Raw genomic sequence first — 23,516 nt, 5'->3', positions numbered from 1 at the left:
CAAATGATAGGAATAATAGGAGCCATGGATGAAGAGGTCGAGAAGCTGAGAGAGGACCTCACAGACGCGGTAACAGAGGTGCATGGTAATCTGGAGTTCTGTGCCGGAAAGCTTGCGGATAAGGATGTGGTTGTAGTGCGCTCCGGGATCGGTAAGGTGAATGCCGGTGCTTGCACGCAGGTGCTGATTGACCGGTATCATGTCGATTATGTGATTAATACCGGCATTGCAGGATCTCTGGATGCGGTCATAGATATTGGAGATATTGTGCTGTCGGAGGATGCGGTACAGTACGATATGGATGCGACGAACTTCGGATATCAGCTGGGTGAGATCCCGAGAATCGGTACGATGGCATTTAAAGCGGATGATCAGCTGATTGCCATTGCGGAGGAAGAAAACCGACGGGTAAATCCGGAAATAAAAACCTTTATCGGGAGAGTCTGCAGCGGGGATCGTTTTGTTTCTGATCCGGAGACCAAGGACTGGATTATCCGTCATTTTCAGGGACGGTGCTGTGAGATGGAGGGCGCCGCGATTGCCCAGATCGCCTATCTTAACCATGTCCCGTTTCTGATTATCCGGGCGATTTCCGATAAGGCGGATCATACCGCTACGGTAGATTATCCGATGTTTGAACAGCAGGCAATTACGCATTGCGTGAGACTGACAGAGGCACTGGTGAGCAGGCTGTGAATGCTATCGACCTGTGGGCAAATCGCAACGTGCGTGAGATATGGGACTGCTTCAGGGAGAAATCATTCCTCAATTACTTCAATTTTAAGGTAATCAAAGGGAATTTCTTCCATAAAGCAGTCCTTATCAAATTGTGTGCGGGATTTCCGCTGAAATTCCCGGATATTAGGGTCCAGCCAGATCGGGACAGCCAGGTCAAGATATTCACAAATCTCATTTAATGCAGTCAGCACATGTCCGGTACGTGAAACTGCAGGATCTTCCTGTCGGGAAACACAGTCCCGAAGCAGCCGTCCATCCTTATAAATTGCCCCACTCATGCGAAACATGTAAAAACCTCCTTTTTGACACAGATCTATAGGTTATTCATAATTTGTTAAAAAATAATGATTATAATAACTAAATTATAGAAACCATCTGATCTAAGAGTGATTTCTCTAACCTTACATGAAAGACGGTAAAAAGTAAAGACACGGTGGAGGATACAGATATGGGACTTGAAACAGAAAATCCGGTGGAATTTCTAACGCGGGCGCGGACCGCCGTAATTTCATATAATGAAACACAAAAAAGTCTCACGAAGCAGAGAGAAGTAGAGAAGCAGGCTTCACGGGCATTGGATCAGGCGAAGCGGGATATGCATGATAAGACGGAAAAAACGCTCAAGGCCCGGGAGGCGGAAATCTCTGCAAGCTATGACCAGCAGATTAAAGAGGTAGAGGCAAGGCTTAAAAAGGCGACTGCACTCCGGGAAAAAGCAAAGAATGAGGGAATAAAAGGCAGGATTCAGGCGGAAACGGAACCACTTCTTACAGAAAACAAGGAACTGAAGCGGCAGGCAGGGACAGTTTTAAGCCAGGACCACGCACCGATCTTCACCCATACAGGTTTATTTTACTGGCTTTTTAAACCGAGCGGATTTAAGGAAATTCTGATTTTTATACTAACCTTTTTACTTGCCTTTGCGGTGATTCCAATCGGGATATATTATATGATTCCATCACGGCAGAGCCTGTATCTTGTCCCGATTTATCTTGTAGATATTATCCTGCTTGGAGGGCTGTATCTTTTTATCAATGGACAGACCAATGGGAGGCACCGTGAAGCCATAAGCATGGCGAGAGGATTACGGAACCAGATCAAGGCCAACCGGCGAAAGATTCGCGCCATAGCGCATGCGGTTCATACAGATGCTAACGAGGAGGGCTATCATCTCCAGGAGTATGATGATGATATTGCCAAGGCACAGCAGGACCGGACGGACATTATCACACAGAAGCAGAGCGCGGAAAACACCTTTGCGACGGTTACCAGAAACATCATCACAGATGAAATCGAGAGCGCGGCAAGATCGGACATTGAGAGACTGGCGGCAGAGTTTTCCTCTGCAACCAAAGCCCGGAGCGCGCTGGAAACAGGGGAAAAGGAGCAGGCACTCCGCCTGTCCGGCGAGTTTGAGCAGTTCCTCGGTAAGAAACATATGAATGTGAAGGATATCGATACAATCCGTCATATGCTGGACAAACAGGAAGCCATATCGATAGTAGATGCGGTGAGCAAGCTGGATCATCCGGCAAAATAAAAACGCAGGATCCAGGGATAAGGAAATACAGAGACAAAGAGATATAGAGACAAGAAAAAAGAGAGACAAGAAAAAAGACTGTCACACCAGAATCTAAAGGTGTGACAGTCTTTTTATTACAGCCGGATCAGATGAAACGCGGTATGATCCTCCTCCAGAATCCGTGCTTCGCGGGTGTGGCAGGTAAAGAGCAGAATCTGTCCCGGATACTCCTGCATGACAAAGTGAATGGCGGTCCGCAGACGATCCTCGTCATACATGGCAAAGCTGTCATCAAAAATGAGAGGAAGCTTCTCGGAGGAACCAGTCTGTAAAAGCTGTGAAGCTGCAAGCCGCAGAGCAAGATAGATCTGGTCCATAGTGCCGCTGGAAACATGCTCAATCGGTACCAGCTTATCCGGCGTATTAAGATAAACCCGGAGACTGTTATCAATCCACATGGAGTCATAGGCACCGCCGGTAATCCCGGAAATCAGGCTGCCGGCTTCTTTATTTAGATAATGCCCAAAGGAAGAGTGTATGCTTTTGGACAGGTCGGACATGGTTTCCATGGCCAGGCTGATAGCATCAAGCTCCCCTGTGATATGGTCATTTTCTGATAGTGTCCTTTGCAGCTGCTCGGCACGGTTCTTGATGTTGGCAAGATGCTCAAGTTTTCCCTCGAGCTCGGTCTGCATCTCATGCTGGTGCTGCAGCTTGCTGTCATATGCCCGTTCATCTTCCGTAAGCTTGCCAAGCTCCTCATCCAGCGCAGCCAATTCTGTCCGATTGTCAATGAGCTGGTGGTAGACGTTCTTAAGCTCCTCCATGTGACTATGCAGCGCATGCATGGCATCCTCCGAAAGATCCGAGCATCCAATCTGCCGCGCAAGGATTTCCTTTGCCTGGGCGCTGGTTTCCTCTACTCTTTTACGGATCATATGATTCTGCCGGAGGGTCGTGATCCCTGCAGCCAGAAACAGGATGCATAAAAGAAGCGAAACAGCAAGTACCACGGGTAGACGCATGTGACTGAGCGTGGCGGAAACTCCGGGGAGGAGTGTCTGCCATCCGGACATACCGGAGCTGCCGGTAAGCAGGACGGCAGCTGCACCAAACATCAGTGAGAGAGCACTCAGTCCAAGAAGCATAACCGGCAGAATGATTCGTACAGCCTTTTTGGACTCCTTGACAGACTCCTCAAAGCTTTTATACAGCGCCCCTGTCTTTTCCTGGGCGGCTGAAATTTCCGCTTCATTTTTATAACCGGATTGCTGCAGTACCTGCTCGGACTGCGCAATCTTCTGCAGCAGCTCCTCCTTCCGTGCCTGACGGCTGGTGCGCTCGGTCCGGGCAGAATTCCGGAGCTCGTTATATTTATTGAGCTGGTTTGCATAGGATGGCTGTGAAATATCCCGTTCAATATTGCGGATCTCACCGATTAACGCTGTATAGGTGCGTGCCGCATCCGGTACAAGCCGCTGCTCCATGGTATTTTTCTGATTCCGGAGATACGAAATGGCGCGTTCCGCATTGAGGTTGGCGTCTCCGGTCGTATGGATGCTTTGAATGTAGCTTTTCAGCTCCCGCGCCATTTCCCGTCCGGTCTGGCATTTCAGCTGTCCGATGGAGACGGTGTTGTTGTACGCGGTTTCCGTGACGCCGTCCAATGCATCTGTCAGCAGGGCTTCCGGTTCCCGCAGCTCCGTCTGATCCGTTTCATTGATAATACGGAGACTTTCATGGTCCTTTCGGAAATCCCGCATCACCCGGTAGGTTTTACTCTGCCAGGAAAAGCGCAGTTCTCCGCCAAAAACATCAGCATTGTCCCAGGGTTTATACTTCTCATAAAGCTCGCTTTTTTTTGTAAGTCCCGGCTTTTTTTCCATACCGTAGAGCATAGCGCGTAGAAAAGAGTGAAGCGTGGATTTGCCTGCTTCATTGTGCCCGTAGATAATATTAAGACCATCGGTAAAGCTTAATTTCCTATCATGAAATTTACCAAAGCCATGGATGGTAAGATCAAGGATTTTCATGCTTCCTCGCCTCCCTTCTGCGTTTTCAGGAGGGCGTTGATGCCATAATAGAGGGCCTGCCGCTCCGCATGGCTCAGCTCCTGTCCGTCCTCACGGGTAAATTTACGGATGTAAAAGCCGATCATATCGGTAGGATGCTCCCGATAGAGCGCATTGAAATCATATTCCGGCTCGGATTCATCGGCAATTTCTACAATACGGAATTGCTGAGACAGGCGGCTTAAATCAAAGCAGGTGTCCGGATCATGCTTCCCTGTAATTCGGATCCGGTAAATATTACGGCTTCCCCGCTTCAGGATTTCCTCGGTAAGGAGCTTTAGAAGCTCTTCATTTCCTGTCTGCTTTGTGACATTAACCTGCAATGGGATGTAGGAAATTTCAGAGATCGGCTCAAATTCCAGCTTCTGCACCCGATGCGTAATCGGATTGATGTCACCGGTATAGATTCCGTGCGCACCGGTTTCCGTAAGATCCAGAGGCTCCGGAGATCCGGGATAAACTGCCTTACGCTCTACGACCTCCTCCGGCTTATGGATATGCCCGAGAGCAATGTAGTCAAAAGGCAGGCGGGAGAGCAGCTCTGCATCAAAGGGACAGTGCTCTGCATCGCCGCCATGTGCCATCAGGATACGGATATGTGAGCTTACCTCCGGCTGTATCTCATCAATGATGGTGTCCCTGATTTCCTTACTGTGGTAGGAGAAGCCGAAAATCTCGGTATTGATGTCGTCAAAATAGACGGAGGTCGGCTGATCCTCCAGGAAATAGGTTACATTTTTACACCATTCAAAGCTGTAGAGCGCGGAATTCTGCTCGATATGATCCCGGTTACCTGCAATGATAACCACATGGGTGGACGGAATCGTGCTGAAAAGGTAATTCAGGTCCTTCAGATCCCGGGTCAGCGGCTGCCGGTGAAACAGATCACCGGATATAAACAGGCAGTCCGCGCTCAGCTCTCTTGCGCGGTCGATAATTTTAGTAAAGGATGTCTTGATATCATTGGCACGATCCTTGCCCCAGGGCATATCCGAGTCCGGCGTCATGCCCCAGCTGACATCCGCAGTATGTACAAATCGCATAGGTTTTCCTTTTGATATCGGTTCTTTAGCCGCCCCGCTTTATGAGGCGTGCGTCTTCTGTTATGTAAATTTGAAATCAAAACTAGTTTACAATAAAAAGCGTTTCTTTTAAAGTGCAGGCGAATGCTATAAAAAACCAGGACCTACATCCGGTTCTGAGACCATTTCTCTGTAAGTCCTGGTGGTTTTATGCTGAAATTTTATGATTGCGTTCAGCCTTTAAAGTATTATGGATTTGATTTCACTTATCGCATCTAAATATTTATTATATTTATTGATACGAATTTACAGAAATCAGATATCGCAGTTACCGACGGTTCTCGGGAATGGCAGTACATCGCGGATATTCTGCATGCCTGTGATGTACATTACTGCACGCTCAAAGCCGAGACCAAAACCGCCATGGTGTGTTGTGCCGTATTTTCTCAGATCCAGATAGAACTTATACTGGTCGAGATCCATGCCGAGCTCCTTCATACGATTCACCAGCTTGTCGTAATCCTCCTCACGCTGGGAACCGCCCATGATCTCGCCAACACCGGGAACCAGACAATCTACGGCGGCAACCGTCTTGCCATCCGGATTCTGCTTCATATAGAATGCCTTGATATCCTTAGGATAGTCGGTCACAAACAGCGGGCGCTTATAAATCTTTTCTGTAAGGTATCTCTCATGCTCTGTCTGGAGATCAATACCCCACGCAACCTTATAGTCAAACTCATCATTGTGCTGCTTCAGGATGTCCACAGCCTCGGTATAGGTGACACGTCCGAACTCGGAGTTCAGTACATGATGCAGTCTGTCCAGGAGTCCCTTGTCTACAAACTGGTTAAAAAATGCCATTTCCTCCGGAGCGTTGTCCAGTACATACTGAATGATGAACTTCAGCATATCCTCCTCCAGCTGAATGACATCATCAAGATCCGCATAGGCAATTTCCGGTTCGATCATCCAGAACTCTGCGGCATGACGCTGTGTGTTGGAGTTCTCCGCGCGGAAGGTCGGACCAAAGGTATAGATGTTACGGAAGGCCTGCGCAAACGTTTCACCGTTGAGCTGTCCGGATACGGTAAGAGAGGTCTTTTTATTAAAGAAGTCCTGCGTATAGTCCACCTTGCCGTCGGTCATCGGAACCTGATCCAGTGGCAGCGTGGTGACCTGGAACATCTCGCCGGCACCCTCGGCATCGGATGCCGTGATCAGTGGAGTGTGCACATATACAAAGCCTCTCTCCTGGAAAAATACATGGATGGCATAGGCGATGAGGGAGCGCACACGGAATACCGCCTGGAAGGTATTGGTTCTCGGGCGGAGATGCGCCATGGTACGGAGATATTCAAGTGTGTGCCGCTTTTTCTGGAGCGGATAATCCGGAGTGGTTGCACCCTCGAGCGTTACCTCGGATGCCTGTACCTCAAACGGCTGCTTTGCGTCCGGCGTGGCAATCAGCTTGCCCTTTACGATGACTGCAGCGCCAACGCCAAGCTTGGCAGTCTCGGCGAAATTCTGCATATCATCATGATAGACCACCTGCAGCGGTGTAAAAAAGGTACCATCGGAAATGACCAGGAAGCCAAAGGACTTGGAGTCACGGTTAGAACGAACCCAGCCGCCAACGGTCACCTCTTTATCATAATACTGCTCTTTCTTTTTAAATATTTCCCTCAAGGTTAAGATGTCCATAATGCACCCCTCAATTCATAAGATAAACGTAAATATTATACTTGATATTCCCTGCCATTTCAACGCTTCACGGCAGAATCTTGCCTCTGTGAATATCTGTGCATTTTTGAAATGACTTTAAGATATAATGCTTAAATGCAGCATGTCAATATTTACGTAAATCATAAAAATGCCTAAAAGAGTCCTGGAATTTTTAATATCTTAGGTAAATATTGCTGTTTATTATGTTCACATAAAATTCATTCGGTGCTATAATATTAAAAGCTAGAAGTTCTTGCAATACATACTAGAGAGGTGAAGACGTGATTAAAAAAGAAATGATCGCCATGCTGTTGGCTGGCGGCCAGGGTTCCCGCCTTGGTGTACTCACAAAAAATGTTGCAAAACCGGCAGTATCCTTTGGCGGAAAATATTCTATTATTGATTTTCCTCTATCCAATTGTATCAACTCAGGAGTCGATACGGTTGGCGTACTTACGCAGTATCAGCCGTTACGTCTTAACGCCCATATCGGAATCGGTATTCCATGGGATCTTGACCGTAACAGAGGCGGTGTGACTGTTCTGCAGCCATATGAATCCCAGAGTGGCTCCAACTGGTTTTCCGGTACAGCCAATGCCATTTATCAGAACATCCGCTACATCGATCAGTATGATCCGGATTATGTTTTGATTCTTTCCGGCGATCATATTTATAAGATGGACTATGAAGTGATGCTGGAGTACCACAAGGCGATGAAGGCAGATCTGACCATTGCGTCCATGCCGGTTCCGATGGAGGAGGCAAGCCGCTTTGGTATCACTGTCACCGATGAAAACAACCGGATCATTGATTTCCAGGAGAAACCTAAGGAGCCGAAGAGCAATCTGGCATCCATGGGTATCTATATCTTTACCTGGAAGGTGCTGAGAGATGCGCTGATTAAAAATAAGGATGTGCCGGAGTGTGATTTTGGCAAGCACATTATTCCTTATCTTTTTGAAAATCAAAATCTGATCTATGCCTATGAGTTTAACGGCTACTGGAAGGACGTAGGGACACTGCAGTCCTACTGGCAGGCAAATATGGAGCTGGTTGCGATCATTCCGGAGTTTAATCTCTATGAGGAGTATTGGAAGATTTACACACAGACGGATACCGCGGCACCGCAGTATATTTCGGAGGATGCCAGGGTAGAGAGATCCATTGTATCCGAGGGCTGTGAGATTTTTGGCGAGGTTCATAATTCCGTCATCAGTGCAGGTGTAACGATTGAGGCCGGCGCTTTTGTACAGGACTGCATCATCATGGCCAATACCGTGGTTAAGGCGGGAGCAAGACTGGATAAGGCAATCGTCGCGGAAAATGTCGTCATCGGTGAGAACTGCGAAATCGGTGTCGGAGAGTTTGCTCCTTCCGTATATGATCAGAGGGTATATAATGCGGATCTTGTTACGATCGGTGAAAATTCAGTTATTCCCGATCATGTAAAGGTCGGCAGAAATACTGCAATTTATGGCGTAACGACAGCTGAGGATTATCCTGAAGGATTACTTCCAAGCGGTGGAGCGATCATTAAGGAGGACGAGAGATTATGAGAGCAATTGGTATTATTTTAGCAGGCGGCAACAACAAGCGAATGAGAGAGCTGTCCAACAAGAGAGCCATCGCGGCGATGCCGGTGGCAGGCAGCTTCCGTGCCATTGACTTTGCACTTTCCAATATGTCCAACTCTCATGTTCAGAAGGTTGCAGTCCTCACCCAGTATAACTCGGGATCATTGAACCAGCATCTGTCCTCCTCCAAATGGTGGGATTTCGGACGGAAGCAGGGCGGACTCTATGTCTATACACCGACCATTACGGCACAGCGCAGCGACTGGTTCCGCGGTACAGCAGACGCCTTGTATCAGAACCTGACATTTTTAAAGCAGTCTCATGAGCCGTATGTCATCATTGCGTCCGGCGATGGTATTTATAAGCTCGACTATGGCAAGGTACTCGAGTACCATATTGAAAAGAAGGCGGACATTACCGTTGTCTGCAAGCAGATGGATCCTGACGAGGATGTTTCCCGCTTTGGATGCATTAAGGTAAATGACGATGGCCGTATCGTTGAGTTTGAGGAGAAACCGGTTGCTACCGACGCCAATATCATTTCCTGCGGTATCTATGTTATCCGCAGACGTCAGCTGATCGAGCTTCTGGAAAAGGCAAACGATGAGGACAGATATGATTTTGTAAAGGACATCCTGGTACGGTACAAGAACATCAAGAGGATCTATGCCTACAAGATGGACAGCTACTGGAGCAATATCGCATCCGTAGAGTCATATTACAAGACCAATATGGACTTCCTTAACAGGGATCTCCGTAACTATTTCTTTAAACAGCAGCCGGGCATTTACACAAAGCTGGCAGACAATCCTCCTGCAAAGTACAATCCGGACAGCAGCGTCAAAAATTCGATTCTTGCGAGCGGATGTATTATCAATGGTTCAGTAGAGAATTCTGTGCTGTTCCGTAAGGTATATGTAGGCAACAATTGCGTGATTAAAAATTCCATCATTCTCAATGATGTATATATCGGGGACAATACCGTCATTGAAAACTGTATTGTTGAGAGCAGAGACACAATCCGTGCCAACACAACGTACATTGGTACTCCGGATGACGTAAAGATCGTAATAGAGAAGAACGAGAGATATACCATGTAAGGAGCAGCAGGCAGCAGGAGGTGTCAATATGCAGGTTACAGATGTACGGATCCGCAAGGTTGATAAGGAAGGCAAGATGAAGGCCATTGTATCCATTACCTTTGACAATGAGTTTGTAATCCATGATATCAAGGTCATTGAAGGAGAGAAGGGTCTCTTTATCGCAATGCCATCCCGTAAAACCGCAGACGGTGAATACCGAGACATCGCGCACCCGATTAAATCTTCTACAAGAGAGGAAATCCAGAGGCTGATTCTGGATAAGTATCAGGCGGATCTGATTGAGGAAACCGAGGGCTATGCCAACGGCTAAGTAATTAAAGAGCACTATATCATGCTTCTGATAATATAATAAATAAATCATGATACAGAACGATGATAAAGTGAGCTTACAAAAGCATAGCAGATAGATTCCTGAATCTATTTTAAGAGGGGCCCGCAAGGGTGAGTAATGATATACTGGCTGCCGCAGATCTGCGGCAGCCAGTTTTACTGTCGACCAATTTGTATCCCCGTCCTTGACTAAAATTTTCATCCGTTCATTTAGATCTTGACTTTTAAACAAAATTCCGTTTAACTCAATAAAAAAGTACACGTTTCAGATCCCGGATACCCCCTTGGGGAGGTATGCGGGACTTATGTCGTGTATAAAAGTAGATAAAAGGAGAAATCATGTATCTGATTGCAGGTCTGGGAAATCCAGAAAAAAAATATACCGGAACTCGCCATAATACGGGCTTTGCAGCGGTGGATGCGCTGCTTCAAAAGCTGGGAGACTTAAAATTAAATGATACGAAATTTAACGGCGTTTTTACTAAAACACGGATTGGGATGGAACCGGTTATTATCGTAAAACCGCTTACGTATATGAATCTTTCCGGCAACTGCATTGCGCCGCTCGCAAACTTTTTTAAAATACCCGCGGAGCATGTAATAGTGCTCTGTGATGATATCAATCTGGATGTAGGACGGATGCGGATCCGGCCAAGCGGCTCGGCTGGTGGTCATAACGGGCTTAAGTCGATTATCGCATCCCTTGGCTCTGAGCAGTTTGTACGGGTCAGGATCGGTGTCGGCATGAAGCCGGAAAAGATGGATCTTGCAGATCATGTACTGTCCGGGTTTTCTGCAGAGGATGAAACGACAATGCAAGAGATGTATCAGAAGGGCGCAGAGGCATGCATTGACATTATTGAAAAAGGCGTGGAAAAATCTATGAGCCTGTACAATACAAAGAAGGTATAAATGCTTAATCCAATCGAAAAAACAGATACGGTCCGGTATATAGAGCAGGCGGTAAAAAGCGCACAGGGACCGGTTTCTGTGATCGGACCTGTAGATTCGGTCAAGGCGCTGCTGGTTTCCGCTCTGTATGAGGCTCGCTGGCGTCTTGTGATTACTGCCGATGAACCACGCGCCAAAATGCTGGAAAAAGACATTCGCTCCATCACAGGAAATACCTGGTACTATCCGGCTAAGGACTTCTTGTTTTATCAGGCGGATACCCAGGGAACGCTGATCACGCGGCAGCGAGTGGAGGTGATCAAGCATTATATTGAGGATGAACGCGGCACCATCGTTACGACCATCGATGCTCTGATGGATAAGATTCCGAAACGGGAAGAATTCAGCGAGTCAGTGCTTACGCTTGAGCCCGGGGCTGTTATGGAGCTCAATGCACTTGCAACGAAGCTTACTAAGCTTGGATATACGCGGCTTCCTGAAGTGGAGGCAATGGGAGAGTTTGCCATCCGCGGCGGAATTGTGGACATATATCCATTCACATCGGAGCATCCGATCCGGGTGGAATTCTGGGATACGGAGATTGACAACATGCGGGAGTTTGATGTCGAGTCCCAGCGTTCGATGGAGAATGTGCTGGACCGCGTGGAAATTTACCCGGCAACGGATAAGGCAGAGCATCGGGGGAGAAACCGCGAGGTCAGTCTCCTGGATTACTTTGGAGAGGATGCTGTCATTATACTGGATGAGCCGGATCGGCTGAAGGCCCGCGGTCAGGCGGTAGAGGAAGAGTTTAATGAGAGCTTTGAAGCCCGGGTGGATGCTGTTCACAAGCATGGAAAGCTTAAGGATGCGCTGGCGCTCGAGTCGCTTGGCATGGATGCGGAGGGCGGTAAGGAGGATCCGGCAGAGCTGATCTATGGCATTGACAGCATCATGGATCGCCTGTATGGTCCGCGTACCGTTGCGCTATCGATGCTCGGAAATACGGTATCGGAATTTCCTGCAAGACAGAGCATCCGACTGGAGACTGCGGATGTCAGTGCCTATAAGTCAAGCTTCGACCTGCTCCGGCAGGATCTTATGCACTGGCAGCAGGAGCAGTATGAGGTGATTCTCCTCGCGGCATCCCGCACTCGCGCATCCAGACTTGCACAGCAGCTTCGGGATTATGACCTCCGTGCCTACTGTCCGGATGAAAATGAAAAGGAGCAGGAGGAAAACCGCGGAGCGATCAAGGTACTGGCGGGATATCTCCATACGGGATTCCGGTACAACGAAGGGAAGCTGGTGCTGCTGACCGAGTCCGACATGTTTGGCAATACCGCGGAAGCCCGGAAAAAGCAGAAACAGAAATCCCGTGAAAAATATCAGGTTGCCAAGCTGTCCGAGCTTGTACCGGGAGACTATGTGGTTCATGAGAGCCATGGAATCGGTATCTACCGGGGCATAGAAAGGATCACAAGCGAGGGCATTACCAAGGATTACATTAAAGTAGAGTATGGTGATGGCGGCAATCTGTATCTGCCGGCAACCCGACTTGAGGGTATCCAGAAATATTCCAGTGCCGAGGGCAAACGCCCGAAGCTTAATAAGCTTAACAGCACTGAGTGGCAGAAAACCAGGACCAGGGTACGGCATGCAGTGCAGGAGATCGCGCAGGATCTTGTAAAGCTTTATGCGGCGCGGCAAAATGCCAAGGGCTTTTGTTTTGGCCCGGATACGGTCTGGCAGAAGGAATTTGAGGAAATGTTTCCTTATGAAGAGACGGCGGATCAGCTGCTTGCAATTGATGCTACCAAGCAGGATATGATGAGCAGCAGGATCATGGACCGTCTGATCTGTGGGGATGTTGGCTACGGCAAGACAGAGGTCGCACTCCGGGCGGCCTTTAAAGCAGTTCAGGATAGTAAGCAGGTCGCCTATCTTGTACCGACCACGATCCTCGCGCAGCAGATCTATAATACCTTTGTGGAGCGCATGAAGGGATTTCCTGTGAATGTTGCCCTGCTCTGCCGTTTCCGTACGCCGCAGCAGATCAAGCAGTCGCTGAAGGAGCTGAAGGCAGGCAAGGTGGATGTCGTGATCGGTACCCACCGGCTCTTATCAAAGGATGTGGAGTTTAAGGATCTTGGACTTCTGATCATTGATGAGGAGCAGCGTTTCGGCGTGACGCACAAGGAAAAAATCAAGAGACTCAAGGAAAATGTCGATGTGCTTACGCTGACAGCGACCCCAATTCCACGGACACTGCATATGTCTCTTGTCGGGATCCGGGATATGTCAGTGCTGGAGGAGCCTCCGATTGACCGTCTGCCGATTCAGACCTATGTTATGGAGTATAATGATGAACTTGTGCGGGAGGCAATCCGCAGGGAAACTGCGCGGGGCGGGCAGGTATACTATGTTCATAACCGTGTCAACAACATTGCGGACATCGCGGCGCATGTGCAGCAGCTGGTCCCGGATGCCCATGTAGAGTATGCGCACGGACAGATGTCGGAAACCCAGCTGGAAAATATTATGCTGGATTTCATTAACGGAGAGATTGACGTCCTGGTATCCACAACGATTATTGAGACTGGACTGGATATCCCCAATGCCAATACGCTGATTATTGATGATGCGGATCGGATGGGGCTAAGCCAGCTGTATCAGCTCCGGGGCAGAGTCGGACGTTCCTCGAGAACCTCGTATGCGTTTCTCATGTACCGGAGAGGCAAACTCCTGACGGAGGAATCCGAGAAACGTCTTAAAGCGATCAAGGAGTTTACCCAGCTTGGCTCCGGTATCCGGATTGCAATGCGTGATCTGGAAATCCGGGGAGCGGGCAATGTGCTCGGTGCGGAGCAGCACGGTCATATGCAGGCAGTGGGATATGACCTTTACTGCAAGCTCCTTAATCAGGCGGTGCTGGAAGCCAAGGGCCAGCCGGTACAGGCAGCAGAATTTGAGACACAGGTGGAATGCAACATCGATGCGTATATCCCCAACAGCTATATTACGGATGAAGCGCAGAAGCTGGATGTCTATAAACGGATCTCCGCCATCGAGTCGGAGGAGGACTATATGGATATGCAGGACGAGCTCATCGATCGTTTTGGCAATCTCCCAGTGCAGGTGGAAAATCTGTTAAAGATCGCCCGTCTCAAGGCGGATGCGCATCGCTGCTTTGTGACAGAAGTGAATGTCGGCAGGGGAAGCTATGTGCTTCGGATGAATCCGCAGGCGGAAATCAATGTCGCAGCAGTCCCGAAGGCAGTGGAGCTCTGTCATGGGCAGCTGACATTCGCAGGCGGTTCCGCGCCGATGTTCCGCTTCCAGGCGAGGAATACTGCGGAACCTAAATGGAGCTATGACAAGACGATAGAGCATATAGAGCTTTTGCTTCATATGATTGAGCTTAAGAAGGATGGTGAGGATAAGAAGCTTACAAATCCTTAAGAAAAGCGGTCTTATGGGCGTGGCTCTGCGGTATAGATTGACACGCTCATATTTCAAAGATATAATTCTAGCGTATTAAACGCAAGATAAATACGCTCCTGGTGATTTCTGACAGATACAGATAAAATAAACATCAGGTGCAGATACGGAGGACAATACCATGAATAGAATGGAATTAGTTGCAGAGGTTGCAAAGAATGCAGACCTTTCCAAGAAGGACGCTGAGGCAGCGGTTAAGGCTGTTTTTGATGCAATTTCAGATGCACTTGCTAATGGCGATAAGGTTCAGCTGATCGGCTTTGGTACATTTGATGTGTCCGAGAGATCCGCTCGTGAGGGTAGAAACCCGAGAACCGGTGAGACCATGAGCATTGCTGCTTCCAAGGCTCCGAGATTTAAGGCTGGTAAGGCTCTTAAGGACCGGGTTAACTGATCTCATGAGGCTTGACAAATATCTCAAGGTATCGAGACTGATTAAAAGGCGTACCGTAGCCAATGAGGCTTGTGATGCCGGCAGAGTCAGCGTTAATGGCAGAGTGCAGCGGGCATCCTATGATGTTAAGGTGGGAGATATCCTTGAGATTCGCTTTGGTGAGAAGGCTGTAAAGGCGGAGGTGATCTCCGTAGCAGAAAGCATTCGCAAAAATGATGCCGGAGAATTGTTTAAATATATATGAGTGAGCGTAAGAAACAAAGGAGAGGACGCCTGGACAACCGGGCTGCGATGCTTGGCATAATTGTCGTCGTTCTGTTTCTTGCAATTGCCGTTTTTTTCCGTGGTTCGACACTGCGGCAGCAGGACCGTGAGTATCAGCGGCAGGAGGAAAGCCTGGATGCGGCGATTGCCGACGAGCAGGAGCATTCCCGTGAGCTGGAAGAAAAAAAGGTCTATGTCAAGACCAAGGAATATGTTATGGAAAAGGCCCGGGAAATTTTTGGACTGAAGATGCCGGATGAAATCATAGTACGGCCGGAAAACTAATCAGAAAACAGAAAAGAAGAGGTTGGAAATTATTTTCCTCCCTCTTTTTTTGTGATAGAATCTTTTTGTGATAAAATCAGCGAATGTTTCATGGATAGTATACGTAAGAGGGTAAAGACATTTATAATAAGAAACAGGATGCTGGATCCCGGGGATCTGGTGCTTGTGGGCTTAAGCGGTGGTCCGGACTCCGTTTTTCTCCTCTATATCCTTAAGGAGCTGAGCGCGGAGCTTGGGATATCGGTCAGTGCTGTACATGTGCATCATGGAATCCGCGGGGCAGAAGCAGACCGGGATCTTGCGTTTGCGAGAGAGCTTGCGCAGCGGATGGAGATTCCGTTCCGGGAGTACCGGGTGGATGCGCCCTCCTGGAGTGCAGCTTCCGGACAGAGCCTTGAGGAGGCGGCGCGGGAGCTAAGATATCGTGCGCTTCGTGAGGCAAAGCTTCGGCAGCAGGAGCTAAGCGGAAGACGTGTCAGGATTGCCGTTGCTCATCATATGGATGATCAGGCGGAAACGGTGCTGCATAATCTTGTGCGGGGCTCTGGACTCCGCGGACTTGCGGGGATGGGCGCCGTGCATGAGGATGTGATCCGACCGTTATTATGCTTAACCCGAGCGGAGATCCTGGAAGCGCTTACAGCCGCGGGACTTACCTATGTTACCGATTCTACAAATCAGGATCTTGCATACACACGGAACCGGATCCGGGCAGCAGTGCTGCCGGAGCTTGAGGCAATCAACGCACAGGCTGTGCAGCATATTGCACGTACTGCGGAGCTTCTCCGGGAGTCGGATGCGTATTTCCTGCAGATCGCCCGGGGCTATGTAGATCATAAAAGCAGTATCGGTGTCCCGGAAGACGGAACCTTACGGGAAATTTCTGTTTCGCTGGAGAGTCTCCGGGAGCAGGCACCGATCGTTAGAAAATATATATTGGCAGAACTTGTGCATAGACTTAAAACGCCTCTTAAGGACTGGGGATCTGTGCATTTTGAAGATATGGATGCGCTTCTTTTTAGGCAGGGAGGGGCGCACCTGGATCTCCCGTACCATATGAGTGCCGACATACGTAAGAAGCGGCTGATCCTTAGAGTAAACCGTGAGATTATTAGCATGAAAAGGAGAAAGAAATCATGAGTGAGCATGTCAGAATATTGATTCCAGAGGAGCAGATTGAAGCGAGGATTACGGAAATCGCGGATCAGATCAGCGAGGAGTATCGTGGCAGATCGCTCCATCTGATCTGTATCCTTAAGGGCGGAGCTATGTTTATGTGTGAGCTTGCCAAGAGAATCCATGATACCGATGTCACTATGGATTTTATGTCGGTATCCAGCTATGGCTCCGGTACGACCTCCAGCGGTATTGTTAAGATTGTAAAGGACCTGGATGAGCCGCTGGAAGGGAAAAATGTCATGATTGTCGAGGACATCATTGATACGGGTCATACGCTGAATCATCTTTCCCGCATTTTACGGGAGCGGAAGCCGAATTCCATTGAGATCTGCACGCTGCTCAATAAGCCATCCCGTCGGGAGAAGGAGGTGCCGGTCCGGTACTCCTGCTTTGAAATCCCGGACGAATTTGTTGTCGGATACGGACTTGACTATGATCAGCATTACCGCAATCTGCCATACATTGGTGTGGTGGAATTTGATGATCCGCAGGAGAAACAGTAAATTCAGGATAGGGTTGTTTTTAACAGATGGAAATGAGTAGTATAAACTGGGACGGTCTCTATACCTCTGGCAGTGATGAATACCGGAGTCCGCAGGAGCCTGATCCAGGTGACAACATAAGAATCCGCTTCCGAACACTGAAAGGAGATGTGGACTCGGTCTATATTCACTTTCACGAATGCAATGAAACGCATACCATGACTCTGGCGTTCTCAGATACGTACTTTGATTATTACGAATATCAGCTGAGAATCGGCAGGGATACGGTAAGCTATACGTTTTATATCCAGAAGCATGAGGAAAGGATCCACTATAACCGCCTCGGCGTAAACAGCAATATGGACAAGGAGTATGCCTTTCAGCTGATTCCGGGATTTCATGTACCGGGGTGGCTTAAGGGCGCGGTGATGTATCAGATTATGATCGACCGCTTTAACAACGGAGATCCGGACAACAACGTGTTAGACCGCGAATACATCTACCTCGGGAAACCCGTGGTAAATGTTCATGACTGGGATGCTCCGATAGAGGCCTTTGATGTACACCGTTTTTACGGAGGTGATATCCAGGGTGTCTGGGACAAGCTGGATTATCTGTCACAGCTTGGCGTTAAGGTCATATACTTTAATCCTTTATTTGTGTCACCTTCAAATCATAAATACGATACGCAGGACTATGACCATATAGATCCGCATATCGGTAAAATTGTATATGATGGAGGAGAAGTTCTGGGAGAACAAGATTTTGACAACCGGCATGCATCCAAATACCGGATTCGGACGACAAATCAAGAGAATCTCCGTGCCTCCGATGAGCTGTTTATACATTTTGTAGAGGCGTGCCATAAACGGGGCATGCGGGTGATTATTGACGGTGTCTTTAATCACTGCGGTTCCTTTAACAAGTGGATGAACAAAAGCGGATTCTATGATCATACGGATATGTCCAATGAATATGAACCGGGCGCATATGAGTCTCGTGAGAGTCCCTACCACCCCTATTTTTTATTTTCCAGGGATGATCCTGCGGCGTGGCCTAACAATGACAGCTATGAGAAGTGGTGGGGGAATGATACTCTGCCAAAGCTTAACTACGAGGGATCGAGCAAGCTGGAGGAGGAGATTCTCAGGATAGCGCGTAAATGGGTTTCCAAGCCCTACTGCTGTGACGGATGGAGACTGGATGTCGCGGCGGATCTTGGACACAGCGCAGATTATAACCATTGCTTCTGGAAAAAATTCCGAAAGGCGGTGCGTATGGCAAATCCGGAGGCATGCATCATTGCCGAGCATTACGGAGATCCTTATCCGTGGCTCCGGGGGGATGAATGGGATACGGTCATGAATTATGATGCGTTTATGGAGCCGGTTACATGGTTCCTGACCGGGATGGAGAAGCACAGTGACAGCCGCAATGACCTGCTGCGTGGAGACGGCGGGAGATTTTTCAGCTCCATGCTGTATAATATGGCGAGGATGCCGGAGATCAGCATTATGTCGTCCATGAATCAGCTTTCCAACCATGATCATTCCCGTTTCATGACGCGTACCAATATGACTGTGGGCAGAGTGGCACAGATGGGTCCGGAAGCTGCGGGAGAAAATATCAATGTGCCGCTGTATCGTCTGGGCGCGATGATCCAGATGACCTGGCCTGGCGCACCAACGCTGTACTATGGAGATGAAGTTGGTATGGTGGGATGGACAGAGCCTGACTCCCGGCGGACATTTCCGTGGAAGCATGAGGACTTTGAGCTTCTGGAGTATCATAAATATCTGGCAAACACGCATAACGGATATCCGGAGCTTAAGTACGGATCTCTGATGCCGCTGATGTCAGGCACCAATTTTATTGTCTATGCCCGGATCTATGGCAGCCGTGTGGCGGTGATTGCGATCAACAGCTGTGCGGAGGAGTATCCATTGACCATACCGGTCTGGCGTACGGGTATCCTGGATACCACGGAAATTACGCGGGTGCTGAATACTACCTCTGCTGGATATAACGCTGGAGCAACGCACCGCAAGGCGGAGGGCGGCATGCTGCGGAGCTATATGAAGCCCTACAGTGGTAAGATTTATGTTGCCAACTGTCATCCCAAAAAGGAAAAGCGGGATGAGAATTAACGGTCAGAAACTGGTCGGAGATATTGACTGGAAACTTTTTAAAAAACTTTTGAAATGCTGTTGACAAAAATCAGAAGTTCATATATTATATCATTCGTGTCACCGAGAGGGACACGGAAGACGCGGGTGTAGTTCAACGGTAGAATGTCAGCCTTCCAAGCTGAATACGTGGGTTCGATTCCCATCACCCGCTCTGGATGCCCAGATAGCTCAGTCGGTAGAGCAGAGGACTGAAAATCCTCGTGTCACTGGTTCGATTCCGGTTCTGGGCACTCAAGATAAATCTGCTGAGTGCTGATATAGATTATGATTTCATGATAGATAAAAATCATTCGGCAATATGGTTTGTCTTTTGTATAATGTCGTTCTTCACAGAAATGAAAGCTGAACGGACATTAATAATGCGCGAGTAGTAGAGTGGTACTACGTCTCCTTGCCAAGGAGAAGGTCGCGGGTCCGATTCCCGTCTCGCGCTTGTAATGAAGCATCAGAAAGTATTCTGATGCTTTTTTTGTTGCTCAAATTTGTTCTCAAATATGCTATAATTAATAAAATCGTGTCAGGAGGTTTTGTGAATTATGAGCAGGTTGAGTATTGTGACGAAAGACCGTGCGGAAAAGACTGTCGAGGCACTTTATAAAGATCTGGAGCGTCGGATACAGGCATCACAGCCGGGATTATGCCCGGTAGACCTGGCGGCATCCTTTCTGCATATGTGCCACTCCCAGTCCTGCGGCAAATGTGTGCCCTGCCGGATCGGACTTGGACAGCTGGAGGCGCTGATCCAGAACGTGCTTAACGGAACAGCGGATCTTGGTACGCTGGATCTGATTGAGACAACAGCAGAGAGCATTTACTACTCGGCGGATTGTGTGATCGGTTCGGAAGCGGCCAGGATGGTCCTGGAGGGACTGCGCGGATTCCGCGATGATTATGAGGAGCATATTGTGCATGGGCGCTGCAAGGGCATGCAGAATCAGCCGGTACCATGTGTATGGCAGTGTCCGGCGCATGTGGATATCCCGGGATATATTTCTCTGATCCATGATAAGCGCTATGGGGACGCCGTACAGCTGATCCGTAAGGATAATCCCTTGCCCGCTACGTGCGGTATGATCTGCGAGCATCCCTGTGAGGTCAGATGCCGCAGAACCATGGTAGATGATCCGATCAATATCCGCGGGCTTAAGAGATTTGCCTGCGAGCATGAGGGAGAGATCCCAAGACCTAAGAGGATGGCACCGACCGGTAAAAAGGTCGCTGTTGTAGGAGGAGGACCCGGTGGACTCTCGTGTGCATATTATCTTAGCATTATGGGACATGATGTGACGGTCTATGAGCAGAGGAGACGCCTGGGAGGTATGCTGCGCTATGGCATCCCGGCATATCGTCTCCCGAGAGAGGTACTGGATCATGAGATTGATGGGCTTAAATTGAGCGGCTTTAAGACCGTGACAGATGTTTCCATTGGTAAGGACCTCTCCATCGCAGATCTCCGTGCGCAGTGCGATGCCATGTTTGTATCGATCGGTGCCCACAGTGACCGAAAGATCGGTATTGAAGGAGAGGATGCCAAGGGTGTGGTTTCCGCGGTGGAGATGCTCAGAGCCATCGGTGATGATGAGTACCCGGATTATACCGGTCTCAATATTGTGGTTGTCGGCGGAGGAAACGTTGCGATGGATGTGGCGCGTTCTGCGATCCGCTGCGGCGCAAAATCTGTAAAAATCGCCTATCGTCGCCGTAAGGTGGATATGACAGCGCTTCCGGAGGAGGTGGAGGGCGCCATTGCCGATGGATGTGAGGTACTGGAGCTGAATGCCCCGGTGCGGATTGAAAAGGACGCGGACAATCATTGTACTGCCTTGATTGTACAGCCGCAGATTCCGGGAGCGATCAAGGGCGGACGCCCGTCTCCGATGCAGAGTGATAAGCCGGAGGTAAGACTCCCGGCAGACCGTGTGCTGGTTGCCATCGGACAGGGTATAGATTCCCGGAAATTCGGTGAATTTGGACTTCCGGTGGAGCGTGGTATGATCTCTGCCTTTGATACCTCGGATATTGCCGGTGCGGACGGAATTTTTGCCGGAGGTGACTGCGTGACCGGTCCTGCAACGGTGATCCGCGCCATTGCGGCAGGTAAGGTGGCAGCTGCCAATATTGATGAGTATCTCGGCTTCCATCATGAGATCACCTCGGATGTGGTCATCCCGCCGATCCGCTTTGACGATCATAAACCGATCGGCAGAGTTAATATGACGGAGCGCCCGGCGGAGGAGAGAAAACATGATTTCAAGCTGATGGAGTGCCCGATGTCAGAACAGGAGGCTCTGCAGGAGTCCTCACGCTGTCTGCACTGTGATCACTTTGGATATGGAATTTTCAAGGGAGGCAGAGAAGCAAAATGGTAAAGTGTACAATTGACGGTAAGGTAATCGAGGTGCCGGAGAGAACCACCATCTTGAATGCGGCTGCCGCTGCCGGCATTCACATTCCGACACTCTGCTTTCTTAAGGAAATTAATGAAATTGCGGCGTGCCGGGTCTGCGTTGTGGAGGTCGAGGGATATGATCGTCTGATGACCGCCTGCAACAACACCGTGAGCGAAGGTATGGTGATCCGGACCAATTCGCGTAAGGCAAGGGAAGGCAGAAGGACCAATGTGGAGCTGATCCTGTCGCAGCATAACACCAATTGTGCGATTTGCGTACGCTCCGGCAACTGCACACTGCAGAAGGTTGCCAATGATCTTAATATTACGGAGGTGCCCTTTGCAAAGCAGCTTCCGGTGAATAAAGGCTCTAAAACATTCCCATTGATCCGGGATTATGACAAGTGCATCAAGTGTATGCGCTGTATCCAGGTCTGCGACAAGATCCAGGACAGCCATATCTGGGATGTGGTGAATACCGGTGCACAGACTACGGTGGATGTGCGGGATGTATATCGGCTGGAGGACTCCAAGTGTGCGCTTTGCGGTCAGTGTATCACCCACTGTCCGGTGGGAGCGCTGCGTGAGCGGGATGATACGGATAAGGTTTTGGATGCACTGGAGGATCCGGAGAAGATTGTGGTAGCGCAGATTGCGCCATCCATCCGGACCGCATGGGGTGAGCCGTTTGGTTTAAATCCTGCCAAGGCAAGTATCAAGAGGCTTGCGACGCTTTTAAAGCTGATGGGTTTTGACTATGTTTTTGATACCGACTGGTCTGCGGACCTTACGATTATGGAGGAGGCAAGCGAATTTCTTGAGAGAGTGAAGCATCGGGATACGGAAGCATTCCCGATGTTTACAAGCTGCTGCCCTGGATGGGTAAGATACTGCAAGGCACATTTCCCGGACTTTGTTGATCAGCTTTCCACATCCAAATCGCCGCAGCAGATGTTCGGCGCGATCATCAAGAGCTATTTTGCAGAAAAGATCGGCGTGGATCCGTCCAGGATCTTTTCCGTATCCATCATGCCGTGTCTTGCCAAAAAGGCAGAGTGCGCTTTGGATACGATGAAGGACGATCAGGGCGATCCGGATGTGGATGTGGTGCTTACCACAAGAGAGTTAAACCGTCTGATCCGTTCGGAGCATTTCCATCCGGAGGAGCTGGAAGAATCGGAGCTGGATAATCCGTTTGAAATGGGATCCGGCGCCGGCAACATCTTTGGTTCTACCGGAGGTGTTATGGAAGCCGCACTTCGGACGGCATATCATTTTGCCACCGGGGAAAATCCGGATCCGGATGCATTCCACGCAGTCCGCGGCATGCATGGCTGGAAGGAAGCAGAGTTTGATCTTGCAGGCTCCAGGCTGAGAGTTGCGGTTGTCAATGGACTTGGCAATACGTCAAAGCTGCTTACGGCACTACGCAAGGGACAGGTGCAGTATGACTTTGTGGAGGTGATGGCATGTCCGGGTGGCTGCGTCGGCGGCGGTGGACAGCCGATTCACGATGGCATGGAGATGGCTGCGCTTCGGGCTCCGGTACTGTACCGGCAGGACGCAGACAGCAGCGTGCGCTTCTCACATGAGACGCCGGCGATCAAGACTGCATATGAGGAGTATCTGGGAGCACCGCTCTCCGAGAGAGCAGAGCAGCTCCTGCATACAGACCAGCATGGATGGAAGATGCCGGGCGAGAAATAATTTTATACATCAGGCTATATCGGCTGTATCAGATGCCGCGGAGATATGAGGGAAACTTCATTTTCCGTGGCATTTTTTTAACATAATCCCGGCAAAGCATAGTATAATAATAGCTATTCATGTGCCGGGGAGTGCGCGGTACGTCTTAA

General features: G+C 49.2%; 19 protein-coding genes and 3 tRNA genes. 18 read left to right on the top strand and 4 right to left on the bottom strand.

Features of this window, described 5'->3' with window-relative positions:
- Positions 1–3: 3 nt before the first annotated feature.
- Positions 4–696, top strand: a complete 693-nt coding sequence (locus ACTNEN_RS08335) for a 5'-methylthioadenosine/adenosylhomocysteine nucleosidase (protein ID WP_441205775.1) — start codon at positions 4–6, stop codon at positions 694–696.
- A gap of 62 nt (positions 697–758) precedes the next feature.
- Here ACTNEN_RS08335 and ACTNEN_RS08330 read toward each other — a convergent pair whose 3' ends face one another.
- A complete protein-coding gene (locus ACTNEN_RS08330) occupies positions 759–1,025 on the bottom strand; it encodes a hypothetical protein (RefSeq protein WP_441205774.1) in 267 nt (88 codons plus the stop codon).
- A 161-nt stretch (positions 1,026–1,186) separates the two neighbouring features.
- Here ACTNEN_RS08330 and ACTNEN_RS08325 point away from each other — a divergent pair, with 161 nt between their 5' ends.
- Entirely contained in the window at positions 1,187–2,278 is a 1,092-nt protein-coding gene (locus tag ACTNEN_RS08325) for a hypothetical protein (RefSeq protein ID WP_441205772.1), read from the top strand.
- A 116-nt stretch (positions 2,279–2,394) separates the two neighbouring features.
- Here ACTNEN_RS08325 and ACTNEN_RS08320 read toward each other — a convergent pair whose 3' ends face one another.
- The 3 genes from ACTNEN_RS08320 to asnS form a co-directional block, all read right to left on the bottom strand.
- A complete protein-coding gene (locus ACTNEN_RS08320) occupies positions 2,395–4,293 on the bottom strand; it encodes an ATP-binding protein (protein WP_441205771.1) in 1,899 nt (632 codons plus the stop codon).
- Positions 4,290–5,375, bottom strand: a complete 1,086-nt coding sequence (locus tag ACTNEN_RS08315) for a metallophosphoesterase family protein (RefSeq protein ID WP_441205770.1) — start codon at positions 5,373–5,375, stop codon at positions 4,290–4,292. The genes ACTNEN_RS08320 and ACTNEN_RS08315 overlap by 4 nt, the downstream gene beginning before the upstream one ends.
- A 294-nt stretch (positions 5,376–5,669) precedes the next feature.
- Positions 5,670–7,058, bottom strand: coding sequence for an asparagine--tRNA ligase (asnS, locus tag ACTNEN_RS08310; RefSeq protein ID WP_441205769.1), 1,389 nt, complete (start codon positions 7,056–7,058; stop codon positions 5,670–5,672).
- 302 nt (positions 7,059–7,360) lie between these two features.
- On the opposite strand from asnS, the gene ACTNEN_RS08305 reads away from it, so the two are divergent.
- From ACTNEN_RS08305 to ACTNEN_RS08230, 16 genes are all read left to right on the top strand, one after another.
- Positions 7,361–8,635, top strand: a complete 1,275-nt coding sequence (locus tag ACTNEN_RS08305; protein ID WP_441205768.1) for a glucose-1-phosphate adenylyltransferase — start codon at positions 7,361–7,363, stop codon at positions 8,633–8,635.
- A complete protein-coding gene (gene glgD, locus ACTNEN_RS08300; RefSeq protein ID WP_441205767.1) occupies positions 8,632–9,753 on the top strand; it encodes a glucose-1-phosphate adenylyltransferase subunit GlgD in 1,122 nt (373 codons plus the stop codon). The genes ACTNEN_RS08305 and glgD overlap by 4 nt, the downstream gene beginning before the upstream one ends.
- Positions 9,754–9,781: 28 nt before the next feature.
- Positions 9,782–10,066: a septation regulator SpoVG gene (gene spoVG / locus ACTNEN_RS08295; RefSeq protein WP_441205765.1), complete on the top strand. Its 285-nt coding sequence runs from the start codon at positions 9,782–9,784 to the stop codon at positions 10,064–10,066.
- Positions 10,067–10,425: 359 nt separating this feature from the next.
- Positions 10,426–10,998 carry an aminoacyl-tRNA hydrolase gene (gene pth / locus ACTNEN_RS08290; RefSeq protein ID WP_441205764.1) on the top strand — a complete coding sequence of 191 codons (573 nt, stop codon included), beginning with the start codon at positions 10,426–10,428 and terminating at the stop codon, positions 10,996–10,998.
- A complete protein-coding gene (gene mfd / locus ACTNEN_RS08285) occupies positions 10,999–14,439 on the top strand; it encodes a transcription-repair coupling factor (RefSeq protein ID WP_441205762.1) in 3,441 nt (1,146 codons plus the stop codon).
- 160 nt (positions 14,440–14,599) lie between these two features.
- Positions 14,600–14,872 carry an HU family DNA-binding protein gene (locus tag ACTNEN_RS08280; protein WP_441205760.1) on the top strand — a complete coding sequence of 91 codons (273 nt, stop codon included), beginning with the start codon at positions 14,600–14,602 and terminating at the stop codon, positions 14,870–14,872.
- A gap of 4 nt (positions 14,873–14,876) precedes the next feature.
- A complete protein-coding gene (locus ACTNEN_RS08275; RefSeq protein ID WP_441205758.1) occupies positions 14,877–15,116 on the top strand; it encodes an RNA-binding S4 domain-containing protein in 240 nt (79 codons plus the stop codon).
- Complete coding sequence (locus ACTNEN_RS08270) at positions 15,113–15,421, top strand: FtsB family cell division protein (RefSeq protein WP_441205756.1); 309 nt, start codon at positions 15,113–15,115, stop codon at positions 15,419–15,421. The genes ACTNEN_RS08275 and ACTNEN_RS08270 overlap by 4 nt, the downstream gene beginning before the upstream one ends.
- Before the next feature lie 90 nt (positions 15,422–15,511).
- On the top strand, positions 15,512–16,561 hold the full coding sequence (tilS, locus tag ACTNEN_RS08265) for a tRNA lysidine(34) synthetase TilS (RefSeq protein WP_441205755.1): 1,050 nt from the start codon (positions 15,512–15,514) through the stop codon (positions 16,559–16,561).
- Positions 16,558–17,103, top strand: a complete 546-nt coding sequence (gene hpt, locus ACTNEN_RS08260) for a hypoxanthine phosphoribosyltransferase (RefSeq protein WP_441205753.1) — start codon at positions 16,558–16,560, stop codon at positions 17,101–17,103. Before tilS ends, hpt begins: the two co-directional genes overlap by 4 nt.
- A 32-nt stretch (positions 17,104–17,135) precedes the next feature.
- Positions 17,136–19,229, top strand: a complete 2,094-nt coding sequence (locus ACTNEN_RS08255) for a glycoside hydrolase family 13 protein (RefSeq protein WP_441205751.1) — start codon at positions 17,136–17,138, stop codon at positions 19,227–19,229.
- A 122-nt stretch (positions 19,230–19,351) separates the two neighbouring features.
- Positions 19,352–19,422: transfer RNA gene (locus tag ACTNEN_RS08250), tRNA-Gly, on the top strand.
- A 6-nt stretch (positions 19,423–19,428) separates the two neighbouring features.
- A tRNA-Phe gene (locus tag ACTNEN_RS08245) sits at positions 19,429–19,501 on the top strand.
- Between the two features lie 131 nt (positions 19,502–19,632).
- Positions 19,633–19,704, top strand: a tRNA-Gly gene (locus ACTNEN_RS08240).
- 103 nt (positions 19,705–19,807) lie between these two features.
- Positions 19,808–21,640 carry an NAD(P)-binding protein gene (locus ACTNEN_RS08235; protein ID WP_441205749.1) on the top strand — a complete coding sequence of 611 codons (1,833 nt, stop codon included), beginning with the start codon at positions 19,808–19,810 and terminating at the stop codon, positions 21,638–21,640.
- Positions 21,634–23,367 carry a [FeFe] hydrogenase, group A gene (locus ACTNEN_RS08230; protein WP_441205748.1) on the top strand — a complete coding sequence of 578 codons (1,734 nt, stop codon included), beginning with the start codon at positions 21,634–21,636 and terminating at the stop codon, positions 23,365–23,367. The genes ACTNEN_RS08235 and ACTNEN_RS08230 overlap by 7 nt, the downstream gene beginning before the upstream one ends.
- The last annotated feature ends 149 nt before the right edge of the window (positions 23,368–23,516 follow it).

Origin of the sequence: Oribacterium sp. HCP28S3_H8 (assembly GCF_052064775.1) — a bacterium.
Classification (GTDB): domain Bacteria; phylum Bacillota; class Clostridia; order Lachnospirales; family Lachnospiraceae; genus Oribacterium.
Note: the sequence above shows the minus strand (reverse complement) of the source record. Positions and strands in the feature narration are given on the sequence as shown.